The organism is Terribacillus halophilus (assembly GCF_900162685.1).
GTDB lineage: Bacteria > Bacillota > Bacilli > Bacillales > Amphibacillaceae > Terribacillus > Terribacillus halophilus_A.
On the sequence record NZ_LT727828.1, the window covers coordinates 1 to 19,919 of the forward strand.

Annotated in this window: 19 protein-coding genes, 1 tRNA gene, 1 rRNA gene and 1 other RNA gene; 8 read left to right on the top strand and 14 right to left on the bottom strand. The window is 43.4% G+C overall.

Annotated elements, in window-relative coordinates:
* Positions 1-213 precede the first annotated feature (213 nt).
* From B1K52_RS04810 to tadA, 8 genes are all read right to left on the bottom strand, one after another.
* Positions 214-1,775 (bottom strand): 16S ribosomal RNA (locus B1K52_RS04810).
* A gap of 235 nt (positions 1,776-2,010) precedes the next feature.
* Complete coding sequence (locus tag B1K52_RS04815; protein WP_077305906.1) at positions 2,011-2,271, bottom strand: pro-sigmaK processing inhibitor BofA family protein; 261 nt, start codon at positions 2,269-2,271, stop codon at positions 2,011-2,013.
* Between the two features lie 74 nt (positions 2,272-2,345).
* Positions 2,346-2,561, bottom strand: coding sequence for a YaaL family protein (locus B1K52_RS04820; RefSeq protein WP_077305908.1), 216 nt, complete (start codon positions 2,559-2,561; stop codon positions 2,346-2,348).
* A gap of 14 nt (positions 2,562-2,575) precedes the next feature.
* Positions 2,576-3,172, bottom strand: coding sequence for a recombination mediator RecR (recR, locus tag B1K52_RS04825; protein ID WP_077305910.1), 597 nt, complete (start codon positions 3,170-3,172; stop codon positions 2,576-2,578).
* 16 nt (positions 3,173-3,188) lie between these two features.
* A complete protein-coding gene (locus B1K52_RS04830; RefSeq protein WP_077305912.1) occupies positions 3,189-3,506 on the bottom strand; it encodes a YbaB/EbfC family nucleoid-associated protein in 318 nt (105 codons plus the stop codon).
* Positions 3,507-3,536: 30 nt separating this feature from the next.
* The gene (gene dnaX, locus B1K52_RS04835) at positions 3,537-5,219 is read right to left on the bottom strand and encodes a DNA polymerase III subunit gamma/tau (RefSeq protein ID WP_077305914.1); all 1,683 of its coding nucleotides are present in this window, start codon (positions 5,217-5,219) and stop codon (positions 3,537-3,539) included.
* A 115-nt stretch (positions 5,220-5,334) separates the two neighbouring features.
* Positions 5,335-5,600, bottom strand: an RNA gene (ffs, locus tag B1K52_RS04840) — signal recognition particle sRNA large type.
* Between the two features lie 69 nt (positions 5,601-5,669).
* Positions 5,670-6,149 carry a tRNA adenosine(34) deaminase TadA gene (gene tadA / locus B1K52_RS04845; protein ID WP_077305916.1) on the bottom strand — a complete coding sequence of 160 codons (480 nt, stop codon included), beginning with the start codon at positions 6,147-6,149 and terminating at the stop codon, positions 5,670-5,672.
* 101 nt (positions 6,150-6,250) lie between these two features.
* On the opposite strand from tadA, the gene B1K52_RS04850 reads away from it, so the two are divergent.
* Both B1K52_RS04850 and B1K52_RS04855 read left to right on the top strand, forming a co-directional pair.
* The gene (locus B1K52_RS04850) at positions 6,251-6,775 is read left to right on the top strand and encodes a cysteine hydrolase family protein (RefSeq protein WP_256855843.1); all 525 of its coding nucleotides are present in this window, start codon (positions 6,251-6,253) and stop codon (positions 6,773-6,775) included.
* Positions 6,776-6,835: 60 nt separating this feature from the next.
* Positions 6,836-8,122, top strand: coding sequence for a glycoside hydrolase family 18 protein (locus B1K52_RS04855; RefSeq protein WP_077305920.1), 1,287 nt, complete (start codon positions 6,836-6,838; stop codon positions 8,120-8,122).
* 29 nt (positions 8,123-8,151) lie between these two features.
* On the opposite strand, the gene B1K52_RS04860 is transcribed toward B1K52_RS04855, so the two are convergent.
* The 4 genes from B1K52_RS04860 to aldA all read right to left on the bottom strand — a co-directional run bounded on the left by B1K52_RS04860 (position 8,152) and on the right by aldA (position 12,815).
* Positions 8,152-8,868 (bottom strand): DUF3891 family protein, encoded by a 717-nt coding sequence (locus B1K52_RS04860; protein ID WP_077305922.1) that lies wholly within the window; start codon positions 8,866-8,868, stop codon positions 8,152-8,154.
* 51 nt (positions 8,869-8,919) lie between these two features.
* The gene (locus B1K52_RS04865) at positions 8,920-9,432 is read right to left on the bottom strand and encodes a type 1 glutamine amidotransferase domain-containing protein (RefSeq protein WP_077305924.1); all 513 of its coding nucleotides are present in this window, start codon (positions 9,430-9,432) and stop codon (positions 8,920-8,922) included.
* Between the two features lie 66 nt (positions 9,433-9,498).
* On the bottom strand, positions 9,499-11,202 hold the full coding sequence (acsA, locus tag B1K52_RS04870) for an acetate--CoA ligase (protein ID WP_077305926.1): 1,704 nt from the start codon (positions 11,200-11,202) through the stop codon (positions 9,499-9,501).
* A gap of 170 nt (positions 11,203-11,372) precedes the next feature.
* Positions 11,373-12,815 (bottom strand): aldehyde dehydrogenase, encoded by a 1,443-nt coding sequence (aldA, locus tag B1K52_RS04875; RefSeq protein ID WP_077305928.1) that lies wholly within the window; start codon positions 12,813-12,815, stop codon positions 11,373-11,375.
* A gap of 245 nt (positions 12,816-13,060) precedes the next feature.
* Here aldA and B1K52_RS04880 point away from each other — a divergent pair, with 245 nt between their 5' ends.
* Positions 13,061-13,252, top strand: coding sequence for a CsbD family protein (locus tag B1K52_RS04880; protein ID WP_077305930.1), 192 nt, complete (start codon positions 13,061-13,063; stop codon positions 13,250-13,252).
* Between the two features lie 163 nt (positions 13,253-13,415).
* Here the strand turns inward: B1K52_RS04880 and B1K52_RS04885 are convergent, their stop codons facing one another.
* Positions 13,416-14,165 (bottom strand): N-acetylmuramoyl-L-alanine amidase, encoded by a 750-nt coding sequence (locus B1K52_RS04885; protein ID WP_077305932.1) that lies wholly within the window; start codon positions 14,163-14,165, stop codon positions 13,416-13,418.
* A gap of 186 nt (positions 14,166-14,351) precedes the next feature.
* On the opposite strand from B1K52_RS04885, the gene B1K52_RS04890 reads away from it, so the two are divergent.
* The 3 genes from B1K52_RS04890 to B1K52_RS04900 are packed head-to-tail and all read left to right on the top strand — an operon-like array spanning position 14,352 to position 18,175.
* Entirely contained in the window at positions 14,352-15,830 is a 1,479-nt protein-coding gene (locus tag B1K52_RS04890; RefSeq protein ID WP_077305934.1) for a spore germination protein, read from the top strand.
* A gap of 15 nt (positions 15,831-15,845) precedes the next feature.
* The gene (locus B1K52_RS04895) at positions 15,846-16,937 is read left to right on the top strand and encodes a GerAB/ArcD/ProY family transporter (protein WP_077305936.1); all 1,092 of its coding nucleotides are present in this window, start codon (positions 15,846-15,848) and stop codon (positions 16,935-16,937) included.
* Positions 16,934-18,175: a Ger(x)C family spore germination protein gene (locus tag B1K52_RS04900; protein WP_143588840.1), complete on the top strand. Its 1,242-nt coding sequence runs from the start codon at positions 16,934-16,936 to the stop codon at positions 18,173-18,175. Before B1K52_RS04895 ends, B1K52_RS04900 begins: the two co-directional genes overlap by 4 nt.
* 202 nt (positions 18,176-18,377) lie before the next feature.
* On the opposite strand, the gene B1K52_RS04905 is transcribed toward B1K52_RS04900, so the two are convergent.
* Positions 18,378-18,450 (bottom strand) — tRNA-Arg (locus tag B1K52_RS04905).
* 150 nt (positions 18,451-18,600) lie between these two features.
* Here B1K52_RS04905 and B1K52_RS04910 point away from each other — a divergent pair.
* Both B1K52_RS04910 and B1K52_RS04915 read left to right on the top strand, forming a co-directional pair.
* On the top strand, positions 18,601-19,242 hold the full coding sequence (locus B1K52_RS04910) for a deoxynucleoside kinase (RefSeq protein ID WP_077305940.1): 642 nt from the start codon (positions 18,601-18,603) through the stop codon (positions 19,240-19,242).
* Entirely contained in the window at positions 19,239-19,919 is a 681-nt protein-coding gene (locus B1K52_RS04915; RefSeq protein WP_077305942.1) for a deoxynucleoside kinase, read from the top strand. The genes B1K52_RS04910 and B1K52_RS04915 overlap by 4 nt, the downstream gene beginning before the upstream one ends.

A 19,919-nucleotide genomic window follows, 5' to 3' on the forward strand; every position in this document is an offset into this window, starting at 1 on the left:
ATCCACCGTGCGCCCTTCTTCACTTAACTAATTAAACGCATGATGCTAAAAAAATAAACGACAATAAATTGTCATTGCTTTAAAGTTTGATGTTCTGGCATGTTGTTTCTTATCTAGTTTTCAAGGTTCACAAGAGAGATTGATCTCTCAAAACTGAACAAACAACCAATTACGACTCATCTACTACGAAGTAGTAGTTCCAATTATCCTTAGAAAGGAGGTGATCCAGCCGCACCTTCCGATACGGCTACCTTGTTACGACTTCACCCCAATCATTGATCCCACCTTCGGCGGCTGGCTCCAAAAGGTTACCTCACCGACTTCGGGTGTTACCAACTCTCGTGGTGTGACGGGCGGTGTGTACAAGGCCCGGGAACGTATTCACCGCGGCATGCTGATCCGCGATTACTAGCGATTCCGGCTTCATGCAGGCGAGTTGCAGCCTGCAATCCGAACTGAGAATGGTTTTATGGGATTTGCTTAACCTCGCGGTCTTGCTGCCCTTTGTACCATCCATTGTAGCACGTGTGTAGCCCAGGTCATAAGGGGCATGATGATTTGACGTCATCCCCACCTTCCTCCGGTTTGTCACCGGCAGTCACTCTAGAGTGCCCAACTGAATGCTGGCAACTAGAATCAAGGGTTGCGCTCGTTGCGGGACTTAACCCAACATCTCACGACACGAGCTGACGACAACCATGCACCACCTGTCACGCTGTCCCCGAAGGGAATGCCTTGTCTCCAAGGTTGTCAGCGGATGTCAAGACCTGGTAAGGTTCTTCGCGTTGCTTCGAATTAAACCACATGCTCCACCGCTTGTGCGGGCCCCCGTCAATTCTTTTGAGTTTCAGCCTTGCGGCCGTACTCCCCAGGCGGAGTGCTTAATGCGTTAACTTCAGCACTAAGGGGCGGAAACCCCCTAACACCTAGCACTCATCGTTTACGGCGTGGACTACCAGGGTATCTAATCCTGTTTGCTCCCCACGCTTTCGCGCCTCAGCGTCAGTTACAGACCAGAGAGTCGCCTTCGCCACTGGTGTTCCTCCACATATCTACGCATTTCACCGCTACACGTGGAATTCCACTCTCCTCTTCTGCACTCAAGTTCCCCAGTTTCCAATGACCCTCCACAGTTAAGCTGTGGGCTTTCACATCAGACTTAAGAAACCGCCTACACGCCCTTTACGCCCAATAATTCCGGACAACGCTTGCCCCCTACGTATTACCGCGGCTGCTGGCACGTAGTTAGCCGGGGCTTTCTGGTCAGGTACCGTCAAGGTACGAGCAGTTACTCTCGTACTTGTTCTTCCCTGACAACAGAGCTTTACGACCCGAAGGCCTTCATCGCTCACGCGGCGTTGCTCCGTCAGACTTTCGTCCATTGCGGAAGATTCCCTACTGCTGCCTCCCGTAGGAGTCTGGGCCGTGTCTCAGTCCCAGTGTGGCCGATCACCCTCTCAGGTCGGCTATGCATCGTCGCCTTGGTGGGCCATTACCCCACCAACTAGCTAATGCACCGCGGGCCCATCTGTAAGTGACAGCCGAAACCGTCTTTCCATTTTCAATCAGGAGAAAGAAAATACTATCCGGTATTAGCCCCGGTTTCCCGGAGTTATCCCAGTCTTACAGGCAGGTTGCCCACGTGTTACTCACCCGTCCGCCGCTCATTCCACTAGAATCACCCCGAAGGGGTCATCTAGCTTCCTGCGCTCGACTTGCATGTATTAGGCACGCCGCCAGCGTTCGTCCTGAGCCAAGATCAAACTCTCCATGAAAGTGTGATGCTTTGCTTCTTGCGCTGACGTTGATCTTATAAAAGACCATGTCGTTTAGTTCGTAATTGGTTGTTTTGTTCAGTTTTCAAAGATCAATTTTGTTCTGCCACTTATTTGGCGACTAGAACATCATATCATGTTTCAATTTGCATTGTCAACATGATTTTTTATGCTGTCTGCTCCGTTCCGAAGCGACTCAAATAATATACCATGGTTATAGAAAGAAAGCAACAGTTTATAATAAAAAATATTGAATCGCTGCCAAGGAAACGATACCCGGAATGCCTAACACCCCAACTAACACTGCTGTTGCTGCATTAATCGGTATATGAAGACCAGCAAGTGCTCCTACTACATTGAATAAAAATAATAGAAATACACCGATAATTAATCTAACCGACCCTTTCAGCACCAAACCAAACAACTTACTGGATGTTCCTGAAATAAGTAAGATGACAACCGCCGCTAGAAGGATGCCGATAATTATATAAGACATATTCCATCTCTCCTTTAACTTGTCCTGCTTTTCTACATTATGAAAAGCTGCAAGAAAAAAGAACACGCATTGCGTTATACACGCAATGCGCTGAGATTACGATGCCTTGCTTCTCGAAGCATGAATAAATACTTGGCCTGTGCGACCTGTAAATCATACTGCCCCAGTTCACTTGCATCGACACTTCTATCAATAATAGATTGAATACTCATCCAATCATTCTTCATTTTAAATATATCTTGCAACAACTCTTTGTCCACATCAGATTTTTTTAATCTTCTGGCAGCCATTTATCTCACCTGCTTTACAGTTCTCTTCTGCCTTCCATTGCTTTGGAAAGAGTGACCTCATCTGCATACTCCAGATCTCCACCCATCGGCAGACCGTGTGCAATTCTTGTTGTTCGTATACCAGATGGTCTAACTAGCTTGGATATATACATGGCTGTTGCTTCACCTTCTATATTTGGATTGGTCGCAAGGATAAGCTCCTCCACTTCCTCATCCTTTAGACGGTTTAGCAATGACGGAACATTAATGTCTTCAGGTCCTATACCATCCATTGGAGAGATTGCACCATGCAGCACATGGTATTTCCCATTGAATTCTCGCATTTTCTCCATGGCAATGACATCTTTTGGATCCTGTACTACACATATAATCGTGCCGTCTCTGGATTCATCCTGACATATACTGCATGGATCTTGATCCGTGATATGACCGCAAACGCTGCAATGCGTCAACTCTCGCTTCGCATTCACTAACGCTTTCGCAAAGTCCATCACATCATCTTCTTTCATGCTCAATACATGAAAAGCAAGACGCACGGCTGTCTTAGGACCAATACCAGGTAGTTTCGTAAAACTGTCAATCAGCTTCGATATCGGTTCAGGATAATACATCTGTTATAGCTGCCTCCTAGAACATTCCTCCAGGTAAACCTTTCGTGAATTGTCCCATTGTTGAATTTGATTTTTCATCAACTTGCTTCAATACTTCGTTTGTAGCTGAAATGATTAAGTCCTGCAGCATTTCCACATCATCTGGATCTACTACTTCTTCTTGAATCTCTACATCTGTGATCTCTTTTTTACCATTAGCGATTACTTTTACAGCACCGCCGCCTGCAGTTGCTTCGAAAGTCATTTCATGAAGCTCTTCTTGAGCCTGCATCATTTTCTTTTGCATTTTCTGCATCTGTTTCATCATATTGTTCATATTCCCACCACCACGCATGGAAAAATCCCTCCTTGGAATAAGTAGATATCAATCTTTTATTTCGAGTAAGTCATCTCCGACAAGCTTTCTTGCTTCTGCGATAATTGGATCTTCTTCCTGATTCGCAGCCTCTGCCGGGTCTTGTTGCTTTTGATTCTTCAAGAAATCTTCTCGCAGTTCTGTCCAATTCTCTTCTGGAATCGGTATAATCGCAACTTGATGTCCGATACGATCTGCTAGTAATGATTCTATCGTGTCTTTATGTTCTAAGGCAAGTGAACAGTGGATCTCATATTTAAATCCAATAATAATTGCATTAGAAGATGCCGCTCTTGGCTTACTGTTCAAGATTGTTGCATGAGCAGGGGCATTTTGCCGCTTCAACGCATCCATGAAACTTGCCCAATGTTCAGCCACCAGCTTCAATTCATCTTTTGTCGCTTCCGATAACACTTGGCGAATCCTCTCGAAAGGCACACGGTAGTTGTTCTTGCCGCCTGTTCGCACTGGTCGTTTCGGTTGCTCTGCTGCAGCAGGCGCATTCGTCTGCTGCGGCTGCTGCTTCAATTGCTTCAGCTCTTGCTCAAGCTGGGAGAGTTTCCGCGTCAGCTGCTGAACAGCTTCTGCTTCTACACTCGCTGTCGGAGCACTTTGATCAGCAATATGGAGAATAGCAATCTCAACAAATACCTTTGGGCTGTTCGCCCATTTAATCTCCTGCTGGCAGCGATTAAGCTCTACTATCGCTTCTTGAATCCAAGTTGCATCCACGTCTTCCGCCAGCTGCTTAAATGCATCATTCACCAGCACACGTTCCAAAATATTCTCCATTCCTGGAGCACTTTGGAACATAAGCAAGTCCCGCAAATAATAGATAAGATCAAAGACAAAACGCCCCGGATCTTTCCCATCTTGAATTAGTAAATCCACTTGCTCGAGTGCTGTTTGTACATCTTGTTTCGCGCACGCCCGGATGACTTCGGTGAGTCTATCTTGAGAAACAGCTCCTGTAACCGCTAAGACATCTTCCAGCTGGACAGTGTCTTCACTATAGGATATCGCCTGATCTAAAAGACTGAGCGCATCTCGCATTCCGCCTTCTGCTGCGAGTGCAACAGATTCTACCGCTTCATCAGATACAGTTATCTGCTCTTTATCTAAGATCTCCTGCATTCTATTTACCATAGCTAGCTGGTTGATTCGTTTGAAATCAAAACGCTGACAGCGAGAAATAATCGTCAGCGGAATCTTATGCGGTTCTGTTGTTGCTAAAATAAAGACTACATGCTTTGGCGGTTCTTCCAATGTCTTTAGAAGCGCATTAAATGCCCCGATTGAGAGCATGTGAACTTCATCAATAATATATACTTTATAGTTCACCGCGCTAGGAGCATACTTCACTTTGTCTCGGATGTCCCGTATTTGCTCAACACCATTATTGGATGCCGCATCTATCTCAATTACATCCGAGATAGATCCGTCTTGTATCCCTCTGCAGGCAGCACATTCATTGCATGCTTCTTCTATAGGTGCGTGTTCGCAGTTAATCGTCTTCGCAAAGATCTTCGCCGCACTTGTCTTCCCTGTACCACGCGGTCCGGAAAACAAGTAGGCATGTGAGAACTTATCCTGCATAATGGCATTCTTTAACGTGCGGATAATCGGCTCCTGACCTACTACATCAGAAAATGTTCTCGGCCGCCAAACACGGTATAACGCTTGATAACTCATCAGGCCGCGCTCCTTTTTTCTTTGTTATTCCATTATAACGGAATTAGATACCTGTTACTACATAGAAAGAGCCCTTACCAAATGGCAAGGACTCTGATTATTTATTGATTAAGCGCCGTGCACCCACCGTCGATAATACGGATCTAAGCGTTACATAAGTTCATGGCTCGACCCAGGCTTCCCCGCGGCACACAGGAGGAACTGCTTACTGCTGCTTCCTTCCGGACCTGACAGGGTTCGCAGGTTCCTGTTGCGCAGGACCCGGGTGTCAACACCAATTCCTTATGGCAGACCTTAAAGCCGTATTACCTCGGGCGGGAATTCGGCCTCGCTACAGCGGATTGCGAGTACAGGGCACCGCTACCTCCCCGCTTAGCACGGCTAAGTTGTGATTAAAGTTAGGCGCATTTATTAGCGCAATTCATAGTATAGCTTGTTTAAGAAAAAAAATCAATCCCGGCTGTTTTTCGCTGCTTTACGTTTCCGTAAATCTCGGAAAAAGGAGGTAAGCATTCCGCCGCATTCCTCTTGCATCACGCCGCCTATCACTTCTGTCTGATGATTGAATCGAGCGTCATCCAACAAGTTATATAAACTACCTGCACATCCTGCTTTCGGATCGTAGGCACCAAAAATCACACGGCGGATTCGAGATTGGATAATAGCTCCCGCACACATTGGACAAGGCTCAAGCGTGACATACAAATCGCAATCCTCCAGCCGCCAGCTGCCAACTTTTTCATTCGCTGACTGAATAGCATGCATCTCAGCATGTGAATGAGCCTGTTGCGTTGTCTCTCTTAAATTGAAGCCGCTAGCGATAATCTCACCATCTTTCACGATAACTGCACCAATCGGCACTTCACCGTGGAGTTCTGCTCGTTTCGCCTCCTCTATTGCTTGTTCCATCCAGTAAGCATCTGTTGTCATATATATATCCCACATTTCTATTTAAAGGTTTAAAGTTACCTGAAGTAGATAATGTATAAGTATAAAAAGCTTTTTACTATGAAGTAAAGGGGACAATAACTGTGAGCGAGAAAAAAGCTGTTTTATTTATAGATGTATTTAATACATTCGACTTTCCCGGTGGTGATAAGCTGCTCGAGAATACAAAGGAAATCCTTCCTAACTGGGAGAAGCTGCGCAATAAAGCGAAAGAGAACAGCTGGCCTGTCATCTATGTAAATGATCACTATGGTATCTGGCAGGATAACTTTAAGAAAATTGCCGATCATACCAGATCAGATGACAACAAAGAAATCATCGACAAGATGATGCCGAGTGAGGATGATTACTTCCTTTTAAAACCTAAGCACTCTGCTTTCTTCCAAACATCTCTTCCATCACTATTAAAAGAATTGGATTGCGAGCGCGTTATTCTTGCTGGGGTCGCCGGTAATATTTGTGTTATCTTCTCCGCAAATGATGCGCATATGCGGGAATTTAAGTTGGATGTACCGAGAAACTGCGTAGCTTCTAATACAAAGAAAGAAAACGATGATGCCCTGCGCGTCATTGAGAGTACACTCAATGCCCAAACCGATCCACTCTAACATAGAACGGCTCCTCCGAGCATAGCCTTTTTATAGAGGCTACTTAAAGGAGGAGTCGTTTTGCAAATATATACGGTACAGCGTGGAGACACACTAAATAGCATCGCAAGCCGGTATGGTACGACAAGTCAGGAACTAATTCGTGCAAATGAACTAGAAGCACCTAATAACCTCGTCATCGGCCAGGCAATTGTCATCCCGATTATCGGTTCATTTTATTATGTCCAAACAGGAGACAGCCTTTACAGCATTGCTAGAAAAAACAATTTAACTGCAGCAGAAATTGCCCGTATCAATAACATTTCAGAAACTGCTACTCTGCAGCCTGGGCTGCGCCTTTATTTGCCCGCCAAACCAAAGAGAGAGATTGATTCCAACGCCTATATTGAACCAACAGGAAATACCGTTTCTCAAACACTTGAGACTGCAGCCAGACAACGCGCGCCTTACTTGACCTATTTAATGCCGTTCAGCTACCAAGTTGACCGACAAGGCAACCTAACTGCACCACCGCTGAACGACTTTGCCACAATTGCAGAGAATAACAATACAACATTGAGCTTGGCTATTTCTACAATTGAAAATGGCGAGTTCAGTGAAGAACTTGGCAAAACACTTGTAACAGATACAACCGTCCAAGACCGCTTATTCACAAATATCATCGATATCGCCAATAATGTTGGGTTCCGGGAGGTTCATTTTGATATTGAATTTCTTCCGGCAGAAAGCCGAGAGGACTATAATAATTTCCTCCGCCGCACTGTCGCCACACTTCGTCCTCAAGGACTGCGCGTATCTACAGCGGTAGCGCCGAAAACAAGTGCTTCTCAGCAAGGACAGTGGTATGAAGCACATGATTATGCTGCTCACGGTGAGATTGTGGATTTTGTGGTTCTAATGACATATGAATGGGGGTACAGCGGAGGACCTCCACTTGCAGTCTCTCCTTTACCAAATGTGCGGGAGGTTGTGGAGTATGCGCTGACAGAAATGCCAGCAAATAAAATAGTACTCGGTCAGAACTTATATGGGTATGATTGGACACTTCCTTATGAGCCTGGCGGAGACTACGCTAAAGCCGTTAGCCCGCAGCAAGCAATCGCACTTGCACGCGACAATAATGTTTCCATCCAATACGACACAACAGCGCAAGCACCATTTTTCACCTATACGGATGCTGATGGTGCCCAACATGAGGTATGGTTTGAGGATGCCCGCTCTATCCAAGCTAAGTTTGATTTGATTAAGGAATTGAACTTGCGCGGTATTAGTTATTGGAAGTTAGGTCTTTCTTTCCCGCAGAACTGGCTGCTGCTTCGCGACAATTTCACAATTAGAAAACTTTGAAGAGCAGTGTTTGCAGCTGCTCTTTTTTCTTATGTCACTGTTACCCAGTACTTCTCTTCTCTCCACTGATTTCCATCTGCTGTATACATCGGAATAAACACTTTTAGCGGCTTCTGCAGCGGGGATGGAGTAAGTGTGGCTTGATCGGCTGATACCCATGCTCCGATTACCTTATCAGCAAAAGAAAAATGCTGTCGGAAGCCGTCTCTAAACCAGCCTACTTCCTCTTCCTTCGATGCACCTGGTTCGTTCATACAAATATAAAGGGAAACATCATCGCAGAATTCGAGAAACTTCTGGTCAGTCTCCAATGTTTCTCGTTCGCGAGGTGATAGTGTTTGCTCGTCTGCTTGCTGCAAACCTTTCTCCCGTTCCAGAAATGCTTTAATTCGATGATCATCTGTATCATCAGAAAAGAAGGAGCAATAATGACGGCTGCATAAGATAGCTGCATAACGGGATTGCTCTCTCACTTCCATAATACCCTGCTCGTAAGCACGAAGCTTATCAACTAACGGATAATCAGTAAAGCTGTAATATCCGCTCCCATCTGGCTTTTGCTTTGGCACTTCATCTAATGGTATCCAGGCTCGATCATGCTGCTCAATTGCCATGATTGCCTCCGGTCGCTGTGCAGGTGATTCTGGGTCATCTGTACGCCAATGTCTGGCTATTTCCCCGGAAATAGCGGCATGTGCATGCTGCGGAATGAGTATAGTCCCCTTGGCGCTTTCTCTTATAATCATATTCTCCCTCCTATGTAAAACTCCCGGCAATCGCCGGGAGTAAATTCGTTCTTATTTGATTAGTTTCAAGGATTGCTCGATGAAGGCCGGAATGTCATCAGGCTGTCTGCTTGTTACCAATTGATCCTGACATACGACAACTTCCTTATCTTCCACTGTAGCGCCTGCATATTCCATATCTACTTGAATGGATTTAAATCCTGTTGCTTTACGTCCTTCTAGTGTTTTAGCTGTAATAAGCAGCTGCGGACCGTGACAGATCGCGAATACAGGTTTCTTTTCATCCATGAAATGCTTTGCAAAATTAACAAATCGATCATCTGCTCGCAAGTTGTCTGGTGAAACACCGCCAGGAATGAATAGGGCATCAAAATCAGATGGATTTACCTCATCAATGCCTTTATCAATGGATACCGTTGCATCTCCTTGCTTACCTGTAACAGATTTACCTGCTTCCATTTCGATTGTTGTGACTTCATGACCAGCTTCCTTGAATGCTTTAGCTGGATCTGTGTACTCTACGTCTTCAAACATATCGGTAATTACTGTTGCAATCTTAGCCATTGTCTAACACTCCTTTTAAAAGTATTACACAATGTATAGTTCCACGTGTGAAGCTAGTTAAACCTTTTATTCCTCTAAAGTAGACGTATCCCCTAGCGGGAGTCCAAGTTCTTTGGCCCGAAGTAAGCGGCGCATAATTTTGCCGCTTCTTGTCTTTGGAATAGAAGTAACAATCTCAATCTCACGAGGAGCCGCGTGTGCACTTAACCCCTTCTTGATAAACAGGCGGATTTCTTCTCGCAGTTCCACCGAGTCTTTATGCCCTTTATCCAATGTAATGAATGCCTTTATAATCTCTCCTCGTTCCTCATCCGGCTTTCCGATCACCGCAGCTTCTGTTACAGCTGGATGTTCAATTAGTTTGCTTTCCACCTCAAAAGGACCGACGAGCTTACCAGACGTGTTGATGACATCATCCAACCGCCCCTCGAACCAGAAATAGCCGTCTTCATCCATCTTGGCACTATCCCCCGACACGTACCAGCCATTGATGAAATAACTATCAAACTTCTCCTGATTGCCCCAGATGGTTTTCATCATCGACGGCCAGCCAGCCTTCACGGCTAAGTTTCCGCTTTGATGCGGCGGCAGGACGTTACCCGCATCATCTATGATGGCAGCTTCGACACCTGGTATCGGTTTTCCCATCGCACCTGGCTTGATTGTCAGCGTTGGATGGTTGACAATCAGCATCGCGCCAGTCTCGGTCATCCACCACGTATCATGGATGCGTTTTCCGTATACTTCTTCGGCCCAGTAAATAATTTCCGGATTTAGGGGTTCTCCCACGCTGAGGACATGACGAAGCGAGGATAAATCAAATGAATGCGCCACCTCATCTCCTGCAGCAGCCAGCTTCCGCAATGCAGTCGGCGCCGTATACCATACTGTTACATTGTGCTTCTCAATCGTCTTATACCAAGCTTCTGGGGTAAAACGTCCGCCAGCAATGATATTCGTTGCTCCATTTAGCCAAGGTGCAAAAATACCGTAACTTGTTCCCGTTACCCAGCCAGGATCAGCAGTGCACCAGTACACATCATCTTCTTGCAAATCCAGCACCCATTTACCAGTAGCATAATGTTGTATCATAGCTCGATGGGCATGGTACACCCCTTTGGGTTTACCAGTGGAACCAGAGGTATAATGCAACAGCATGCCATCTTCTTTATCTAACCAAACAGGTTCAAATGATGTTGATGCAGCATTCATCAGTTTCTCATAATCATGTAAATTATCCGTTTGCTCACAATCAATTACAATAATCTCTTTCAGGTCCGGCAGGTTTTCCCTTTTCACACGCGGCAGCAGCTCTGCTGTCGTAATTAAAACTTTCGCACTGCTATCCTTCAAACGGTCTTCCACTGCCTGCTCCATAAAGGCCTCAAATAAAGGGCCAGCAACAGCACCATTTTTGAGAATGCCAAAGAAACTTGCATAAAAATCAGGACAGCGAGGCATGAACAGAAATACACGATCTCCTTTTGTCACACCAAGTGATTTAAGCATATTGGCTGCCTGGTTGCTGCGTTCCTTCAGTTGCGCAAACGTCCATTTCTGTTCCGTTTCTCCTTCTTGATAAATTAAGGCAAGCTGGTCGGATTTAGCGGGGTTTTCCGCATGACGATCGACTGCCTCATACGCTGCATTCACTTTACCTGTCGTAAACCAAGAAAAATTCCGTTCCATTTGACTCCATTCAAAAGACTTACAAAGCGCTTCAAAATCAGTTACATTATGCTTTCCAGCGAGAGGGGCTAACATTTTCATAGTTCGACATCCTTCCCTTAAATTTGTAAGCGTTTTCAAAAAACTGAAATAAAAAAGGCCTTTGTCTATGATAGTAAGGCAAGTAGGTTATTCTTATTGTACCTTGTTTTCTTTACCAGTGAAAGGAAAACAATAAAAGCACCTGCAGGAAAAATACAGGTGCCCCCCACTTATTTCTTATATTGCATGTAAACAGTTTGTGTAACCAAGTAGTCCTCCACGCCATGCTTTCCATCTGTACCGCCAAGCCCTGACTTGCGAATGCCCGCATGGTATCCTTGTACAGCTTCCATATTTTCACGATTCACATATGTTTCACCGAACTTAAGTTCATTGATTACCTTCATTGCTTCGTTAATATCTTCCGTATATACAGAAGAAGAAAGACCATAGTCTGTGTCATTCCCCATCTCAATCGCTTCTTCAAGGCTTGTAAATGTCACAATTGGGACGACTGGACCGAAGATTTCTTCTTGGATAATGGAGGAGTTCTGCTGCACGCTTGTTAAGATAGTCGGCTCATAGAAATAACCGGAGTCGGCTTTTGCTCTTCTTCCTCCGATAATACACGCTGCCCCTTCTTCTTGTGCTGCCGCTACCATCTTTTCTACTGACTCTAAACGATCCTTACTTACAAGCGGCCCCAATTCCACATCATGATCCTCTGCGGGGTTGCCATAGGATACTTGTTCAAAAGCATGTTTCAGTTTTTCCGTAAAATCTTCAGCAATACTTTCATGCACATAAACGCGCTCTGCATTTGTACAAGTTTGACCATTATTCAATAGACGTGATGCTTTGACCTGTTCTACCGCTAAGTCTATATCTGCATTTTCTGTTATGATAGCTGGCGCTTTGCCGCCAAGTTCCAAATTAACCTTCGTAATGTTCTGGGCGGCTGCTTCCATTACCTTCGTCCCTGCTGTGACACTTCCTGTGATGGAAATCATGTCTACTTTATTGTGAGAAGCAAGTTGATTACCTAAGGAAGAGCCTGTTCCTGTGACATATTGATACACGCCATTTGGTACAATGCCTAATTCATCGACCATCTTTGTGAATGCATAGGCCGTATTCGGTGTTTGCTGGCTCGGCTTAAGCACAAGCGCACAACCTGCTGTTAGTGCCTGGGCAACTTTTCGCGCCAAAATAAATACCGGAAAGTTCCATGGTACAATACCAGCAACAACCCCAATTGGCTTCTTATAGATTAAGATATTCTCGTTGGGCCGGTCACTTGGAACAATTTCTCCCTCTATGCGGCGTGCCCATTCTGATGTATAACGGAAGAAGTCAATTGCCATATCCACTTCGCCCGTGGCAAGATCGTAATTCTTCCCTTGTTCCTCCTGCAGCAAGGACACAAAAGTGTCTTTCCGTTTCTCTAATTCATCGCCAAGCTGGCGGACAATTTTAGCACGTTCAATTGCTGGTGTCTGCTCCCAGTCTTTTTGAGCTGCGGCCGCGCCTTCCACTGCTTGATTCACTTCATCTTCTGTTGCTTTCGGAATCTTTGAGATGACTGCTTCCGTTGCTGGGTTCAAAATATCGATTGTTCCTTCTGCTTGTGAGGTGACAAAACGTCCATTGATATACAGCTGATGCGTATCCATGTGTATCCTCCTCTATTTGTACTTGGTAATGTATTTCCACCAAGAGGAGTATTACAAACACAAAAAGGTCCATTCCTCATCAGAATGGACCTTTCCTTACACTTAGCAGATTAGTGGTATGGGGGATACCTGTTATCACTATACCCCTCTGCCAAAAAAATAAACATATTTCCTTAAAAAGTTTACAAATAATTTTCGCGGGAACAAACTCTGTATACAACTATTCACAAAAGGAGTGGGTTACCATGGCAGAAAATAAACAAAGTCTTAGTGATAAGGTGAAAGGCACCGTATCTAAAGTAAAAGGTGAAGCAAAAGATCAAATCGGCAACGCAAGAAATGATAAAGGTCAGCAAGCCGATGGGAAAAAGGACAAGACAAAAGGAAATTTACAGGATGCCGCCGGTAAAGTGAAAGAAAATCCTGATCGTCACTAAGAAAGAAACTTACAATTTGTTAGATAAACTTACAAAATAACAGGGGAACTTGGGAAAGTCAGGTTAGCATCCTATTTCGTCAAATTTCGTGCTACACTTATCTCATAAGATTTCCCCTAAATTTCTAACACAAGAAGGCTGCCAATTCGGCAGCCCTTTTTGTTTAGACTATCTCTACATACTGCGGATTAGCTGTAATATAATTTCCGCTCTTCAGCTTATACATTGTAGAACCCGATACCGTCAACGTCTCTACAACAGTGAATACCTCTCCTTGACTGACCACTCCTGCACGCGCATTCCAATCAGGTGCATTGTAATAGTACAGTGACTGCGCCTTTACACGAATCAAGAAGGTAGAATTTGCTTTCTTACGAAGACCAAGCGCACGCTCTAAACCATTTACATGTCCTCGTGCCACATTTTGAATCCACCCGTTATTTTTCATCTTCGCTGCATCAGCGCTATTATCAATAAAACCATTCTCTGTTAAAACAGCAGGCATCGCCGATTCCCGAAGTACATGAAAGTTGGCTTTCTTTCTTCCTCGATCCGGCATATCGATTAATTTCATGACCTCTTCATGAATACGGGCACGCATTACTCCTGTTTCAGAACTGTCGGAAAGCGTTGGATAGATGTAATCTTCATAACCAATTCCACCACCCGCGTTAATATGAATGCTGAGGAAGAAATCCGCCCCCCAAGCATTGGCATCATTTGTTCGCTGGGAAAGTGATGGGAATGTATCACCAGTACGTGACATCCGAACCTCAGTATTTTCATACTCCAGTTGCAGAATATCCCGAATCGACGTCCCAATTGCCAATGTCACATTTTTCTCTTGAAGACCGTTCGCTATTGCGCCTGGATCTGATCCTCCATGTCCTGGATCTACATAAATTTTCACCATTCGACCATCTCCCTTTCTTTTTTTGACTGCCATGTGGTACCTTATGCAGCCTTGTACTAAATAAAAGCGGTTGATGTCACAATTTCACAACCCATTCTGCAATTAGTATCGAAAGTTAGGGAGGAATGGTGTCATAAAAGTTAGCAAGTTAGCCACACTAAGGGAACGGAAAAGAGGTGAGCGGAAATGTTTCCATGGCAGAAAAATAAGACAGAGGCAATTGAGAAGCGAAAAGTCAGAAAGATATCCCGGAATATGAAAGATAATGTAGCTTATATTGAAGAACAGTATTCCTTTGGTGTTAACTTTGATTTTGAGTCCAGATCATTACAAGGACCAGCAGCCAAGTATCATCTATTCTTCTATACCACTACAGTCAGTACCAAACAGCTCAACGACGATATCATTAAACCTCTATTAGCATCTAAAAAACCAATTCCGATAGATCGTATTGTTACTGTCTCGAGTCTCAACTCAATAAAAAATATGGATGATGTAGAGAAAGGCTTGAACATAGGAAGTGTCATCATATTCCAAGATGGCGTTGCAGAGGGATTTGAAGCTAGCATACCCGACTTCAAACATCGCGCCATAGAAAAAGCTGACAATGAGAGGACAGTGAAGGGACCAAAGGATTCTTTTACTGAATCCGTAACGACAAATATTTCGATGATACGAAAAAAAATGCCTTCCAAGGATCTAATCGTGGAGAGTATAGACGTCGGGGTAAGGCCTGTCGATCCGGTTTCCTTGGTTTACACGCGAGATTTGGTAAATGAAAAGGTACTTGAGAATATTAGAAATCGAATCAAGAAAATTACTGTTGATAATATTCGAAACGTAGAAGTGTTGGAACAGTTTTTGGAAGAAAGACCGCGGTCGCTGTTTCCTACCTTGCTCTATACCGAACGGCCCGATAATGCTGCCAACTATGTTTCAGAGGGTTTCGTTGTGATTATGATGGACAATTCCTCTTCCTGCTTGATTGCTCCGATGACAATATGGGGATTTTTCCACTCCCCAGAGGACATCTACCTCCGATGGGCATTTGGGAATTTCAGCAGAATAGTGAGGGCAATGGCCTATCTGATCACACTATTCATCTCTGCAGCTTACATAGCGATAACGAATTATCACAGCCAGCTAGTCCCAATCGATTTACTTCTAGCTATCGCTGCCAGCCGAGAACGCGTTCCCTTGCCTATTACATTTGAGGTGCTGCTGATGGAAGTTGCCTTTGAATTGATAAGAGAAGCAGGTGTAAGAATCCCAACTCCCTTAGGTCCTACAATCGGTATTGTTGGTGCCCTAATCCTTGGGCAAGCAGCTGTCGAGGCCAATATTGTGAGCCCTATTGTGGTCATTCTTGTGGCATTGAGCGGCTTGTCTTCCTTTACTGCTGCAAACTACAGTATCAACCATACATTACGAATTTCACGCTTTCTATTCATTATTGCGGCTAGTTTCTTTGGAGTTCTTAGTTTATTAGGTGCCATTACCATCTGGCTTACTTATGTTGTTTCGCTTAATTCCTTCGGCGTTTCTTATTTTTCACCAGCAACGCCGCACACTAAGTCCTCTGATGGTACTTATTTCCGTAAACTTTTAAAGAACGTTAAGTGGAGACCTGGCTATCTCAAACCAAAGGATATGGATAAACAATAGAAAGGATAAGATCATATGGAGTTACTAAAAAAACCATTGCGCGCTCGTGAATTAGTAGCAATTGTTTTTATGATTATCGGCTTAAAAGGTGGCGATACAACTCCAGCTTTATTTGCCGACGAGGCCCAAAATGCATTGTGGCTCTCGCCTATCATCTCATTTCTTGTCATCCTGCCTCCTTTTTTAACACTTATGTATCTTCTTAAAAAGTACAAAACCAAGAATTTGGCTGAATTAATAAAGCATCTGCTCGGAACAAGAGTTGGTACTATCTTAGGGATCTTATTATTTATCAGTGCCTTCATATCCATGGCCACTGACATGCGAAATATTGTAGAAGAAATAAATTACTTATATTTTCCTGATTCTCCTACTACTGTTATATACGCTGCATTCCTTTTTATTTGCTTATATGTCGCAAATAAAGGATTAGATACAATAGGAAGTCTGGCTTGGGCTATCTTGCCAGTCATAGCAGTGACCATTCTTTCGGTTATGTTTGTCGATCTCCAGGACTCCGTGTGGCAGCGTTTATTTCCTATATTCGGAAGCGGAGCTAGTGTTGTAATAAAGGACGGCATCTCACTTTCTTCCGTTTTCTTAGAGTTTTTTCTCTTAACAATTATGTATCAAGCTTTTCAAGACACTAGGAAATTTCGAATTGGAATCGGTATAGGCGGTATTCTATCTGCCATGTTGATTGTCTCTTTTTATGCAGTCTACACAATGGTATTCGATTATAATACGATTGATAATATTGCTTACCTGTACCAAGAATCAACCGAAGTCATCCCATTAGGTCATTTTTTTACCAATATCAGTACTATTTTTATGGTAGGTTGGCTATTCTCAAACTTCTTGCGGTTTGCTATCTTTTTGTACATTGTCTGCTGGTTATATGGAGCCTTATTTCAGATTAAACGATTTAAAGGTTTACTTGTGCCAATAGGCTTTCTTGCCATGATTATTTCACTAATTCCTCCAAACTTTATTGTGAATGAATTAATGGTTCGAAAAACAAGTCTGCATTGGATCTCGCCAATCTATCTATGTTTTCCCTTTATTCTATGGGCAGCTTCCTACTGGAAAGAAAGGAGAAAGCAATGAAGAATCCCTTGCTAATTCTTTGCCTTTTCCTGCTACCCTTATTACTTGGCGGATGCTTTGATCAAAAGGAGTTAGAGGAGCAAGCGTTTATAGTCAGTATTGGGGTTGACAATACAAATCAAAAAGGGGTCTTTCGTTTTACCTTCCAAATTGCAAACCCTGAAGTTGGCAATTCTGCGTCCGGTACTAGTGCTAATGAACCCACACAAGAAGTCATCAGCGTCCTCGGTACTGATTTCCTGACAGCTACCAATGCTGCAAACGCCACTGTAGCTAAGCAAATCTCATTGAATCAATCAAGAATCTTGATTGTCTCTGAAAAACTTGCGCGTTCGACCGATTTTATTTATTTGATGCAATCTGCCCCCAGTACAGTAGATATTAAATTAAACGCACAGTTAGTTGTTTCTAAAGAGGATGCTGAAAAGTATATCCGCCATAATAAACCGCAATTAGAATCCAGACCCCACAAATATTATCAGTATATGTTAGACCGAGCAAAGGAGACGGGTATTATACCGGATGCTCCAATTGTTCGCTATTTCCAAATAACCGAGGGGGATGCAGATCTTTTTATTGCACCATATACAACAACAGAAGAAGAAAATCCAAAATTTGGGGAGGAGGATCACTACAAAGCTGGTGAGATTCCGGTCAACGGAAAAAACCAGACGCAGTTTATGGGTTCTGCTGTGTTTAAAGAAGGACAGATGATTGGGACACTCACCGGCGAAGAAACTAGGTTTTGCTTAATGTTTGATTCAACACTCACACAAAAGGATATTATTGCTTCCTATACAGATCCTGTAAAACCAGAATTTCAAGTGGCAGGAAGACTTGAAATAAATAATGTTGACGTGAATGTAAATTATTTAAAAGACAAGCAATCCACCATCGATGTATATGTTAATTACAGCTTAAATGTCTATGCCATTCCTAGCACTGTAAACTATATGAAGAACACAGAAAAACAAAGGCTACTGGAAAAGTCTATCAATAAACAGATTGGAGAACGCGCAGATAATTTTATCAAGAAAACGCAAGAGGAATACAGGGCACAGCCTTTTTATTGGTCACTGCACGTTCGAAGTAAGTTCTTAAATATCCCAGAATACGAAAAAGCCGATTGGATGAATAAGGTTTATCCAAACGCGAAAGTAAACATTCATTTGGAATTAAGAGGTTTGGAGTTTGGAAAGATTATGCGGGAATCAGAAATTAAAGAGGTGAGAGATTAGTGCAAATATTCTTTTTGACTTTGCTTATTTTAGTCATTGTTATCTACTGCTCTCTATTTGCCTATTCTCTTTACCAAGAAAAGAATAAACCAGGTATGACAGCAGTAATTTTTATTATTGTGGCTATTGTTATCAGCCCTTTCTTCTTAAACAAGTATTAAAAAAAGTCGCAGCCTACAACAAGGCTGCGACTTTTTTAATACGGCCCCGGCAAGATTCGAACTTGCGACACACGGTTTAGGAAACCGATGCTCTATCCCCTGAGCTACGGAGCCACGATAAGGTACATTATAACGAATTGCAGCTTCCTTGCAAAGTCTGTTGTATTTTCCAGCAGTTTCTGGCTTTGCAATATCGAAGCACAAGCTCTTCTATGGTAAACTATATTTATTTGCCATACAACGTTTTAGTTTGGAGGATACAGCATGCACCAGCTGCCTTTTATTGCAGTGGAAGGGCCGATTGGTGTCGGAAAGACATCATTGGCTAAAAGAATTGCAGAACATTTTCATTATGAACTATTGAAGGAAATCGTTGAAGAAAATCCATTCTTAGGCAAGTTTTATGAAGATATTGATGAGTGGAGCTTCCAGCTGGAAATGTTCTTTTTAACCAATCGATACAAACAGCTAAACGATATTCGCAGGGATTATCTATCCCAGCAAAAACCGGTTGTAGCGGATTATCATATTGCAAAAAATATGATATTTGCACAGCGTACGCTTGCTCCAGCAGAATATGATAAGTACAGCAAAATCTTCTCTATCTTAACAGAGGATGTTGCATTGCCGAATATGGTTATCTATTTAGATGCCAGCTTGGAAACATTGCTGAAACGAATTGAGATGCGGGCTCGTACTGCCGAGCAGCACATCCAGCCTGACTATTTAGAGCAATTGGCTGCTGATTATCGGAACTTCATGGAGCAATTTGAAAAAGAAAATCCGCATATCCCTGTGCTTCGTCTTAGTGGGGATAAATTGGACTTTGTGCAAAACGAACAGGATTGGAAGTATATATGTGAAAAGATTTCCTCTCACTTGGATAAAGGAGTAACATCATCATGAATTTTAGAGAGAAATATCAGATTCCTGCTGACAGTGTCATTACTATCGCAGGTACTGTCGGGGTCGGAAAATCAACTATGACGCAAGCATTGTCTCAAGCATTGGATTTTCGCACAAGTTTCGAAAAAGTAGACGGCAATCCATACTTGGATAAGTTTTATGCTGACTTTGAACGCTGGAGCTTTCATCTGCAGGTCTACTTCCTAGCTGAGCGATTCAAGGAGCAAAAGCGCATCTTCGAATACGGCGGCGGCTTCATTCAAGACCGCTCTATTTACGAAGACACCGGTATATTCGCTCGCATGGCTTATGAAGAAGGAAATATGTCTGATGTAGATTATGAAACCTATCGCTCTCTCTTTGATGCTATGGTGATGACACCTTATTTTCCGCATCCAGACTTGCTGATCTATTTGGAGGGTTCATTCGACCATATTATCAGTCGGATCAAGCAGCGCGGCCGTGAGATGGAACAACAAACACCAATCAGTTATTGGGAAGGGATGTTCCATCGCTATGAGAAATGGATTAATAACTTCAATGCTTGTCCTGTATTGCGGGTAAACATTGCCGACTATGATCTGCATGATCCAAAAACCTCGATAGAGCCGATCTTAGAAAAAATTGGCCACTTTATTCAACATTCACGTAAATGGACATCCCGTCAGCCTAACTAA

Coding starts and splice junctions, on each gene's coding strand:
- B1K52_RS04815 (WP_077305906.1), bottom strand. CDS start 2,271: ATGTCTTATATAATTATCGGCATCCTTCTAGCGGCGGTTGTCATCTTA.
- B1K52_RS04820 (WP_077305908.1), bottom strand. CDS start 2,561: ATGGCTGCCAGAAGATTAAAAAAATCTGATGTGGACAAAGAGTTGTTG.
- recR (WP_077305910.1), bottom strand. CDS start 3,172: ATGTATTATCCTGAACCGATATCGAAGCTGATTGACAGTTTTACGAAA.
- B1K52_RS04830 (WP_077305912.1), bottom strand. CDS start 3,506: ATGCGTGGTGGTGGGAATATGAACAATATGATGAAACAGATGCAGAAA.
- dnaX (WP_077305914.1), bottom strand. CDS start 5,219: ATGAGTTATCAAGCGTTATACCGTGTTTGGCGGCCGAGAACATTTTCT.
- tadA (WP_077305916.1), bottom strand. CDS start 6,149: ATGACAACAGATGCTTACTGGATGGAACAAGCAATAGAGGAGGCGAAA.
- B1K52_RS04860 (WP_077305922.1), bottom strand. CDS start 8,868: ATGATTATAAGAGAAAGCGCCAAGGGGACTATACTCATTCCGCAGCAT.
- B1K52_RS04865 (WP_077305924.1), bottom strand. CDS start 9,432: ATGGCTAAGATTGCAACAGTAATTACCGATATGTTTGAAGACGTAGAG.
- acsA (WP_077305926.1), bottom strand. CDS start 11,202: ATGAAAATGTTAGCCCCTCTCGCTGGAAAGCATAATGTAACTGATTTT.
- aldA (WP_077305928.1), bottom strand. CDS start 12,815: ATGGATACGCATCAGCTGTATATCAATGGACGTTTTGTCACCTCACAA.
- B1K52_RS04880 (WP_077305930.1), top strand. CDS start 13,061: ATGGCAGAAAATAAACAAAGTCTTAGTGATAAGGTGAAAGGCACCGTA.
- B1K52_RS04885 (WP_077305932.1), bottom strand. CDS start 14,165: ATGGTGAAAATTTATGTAGATCCAGGACATGGAGGATCAGATCCAGGC.
- B1K52_RS04890 (WP_077305934.1), top strand. CDS start 14,352: ATGTTTCCATGGCAGAAAAATAAGACAGAGGCAATTGAGAAGCGAAAA.
- B1K52_RS04895 (WP_077305936.1), top strand. CDS start 15,846: ATGGAGTTACTAAAAAAACCATTGCGCGCTCGTGAATTAGTAGCAATT.
- B1K52_RS04900 (WP_143588840.1), top strand. CDS start 16,934: ATGAAGAATCCCTTGCTAATTCTTTGCCTTTTCCTGCTACCCTTATTA.
- B1K52_RS04910 (WP_077305940.1), top strand. CDS start 18,601: ATGCACCAGCTGCCTTTTATTGCAGTGGAAGGGCCGATTGGTGTCGGA.
- B1K52_RS04915 (WP_077305942.1), top strand. CDS start 19,239: ATGAATTTTAGAGAGAAATATCAGATTCCTGCTGACAGTGTCATTACT.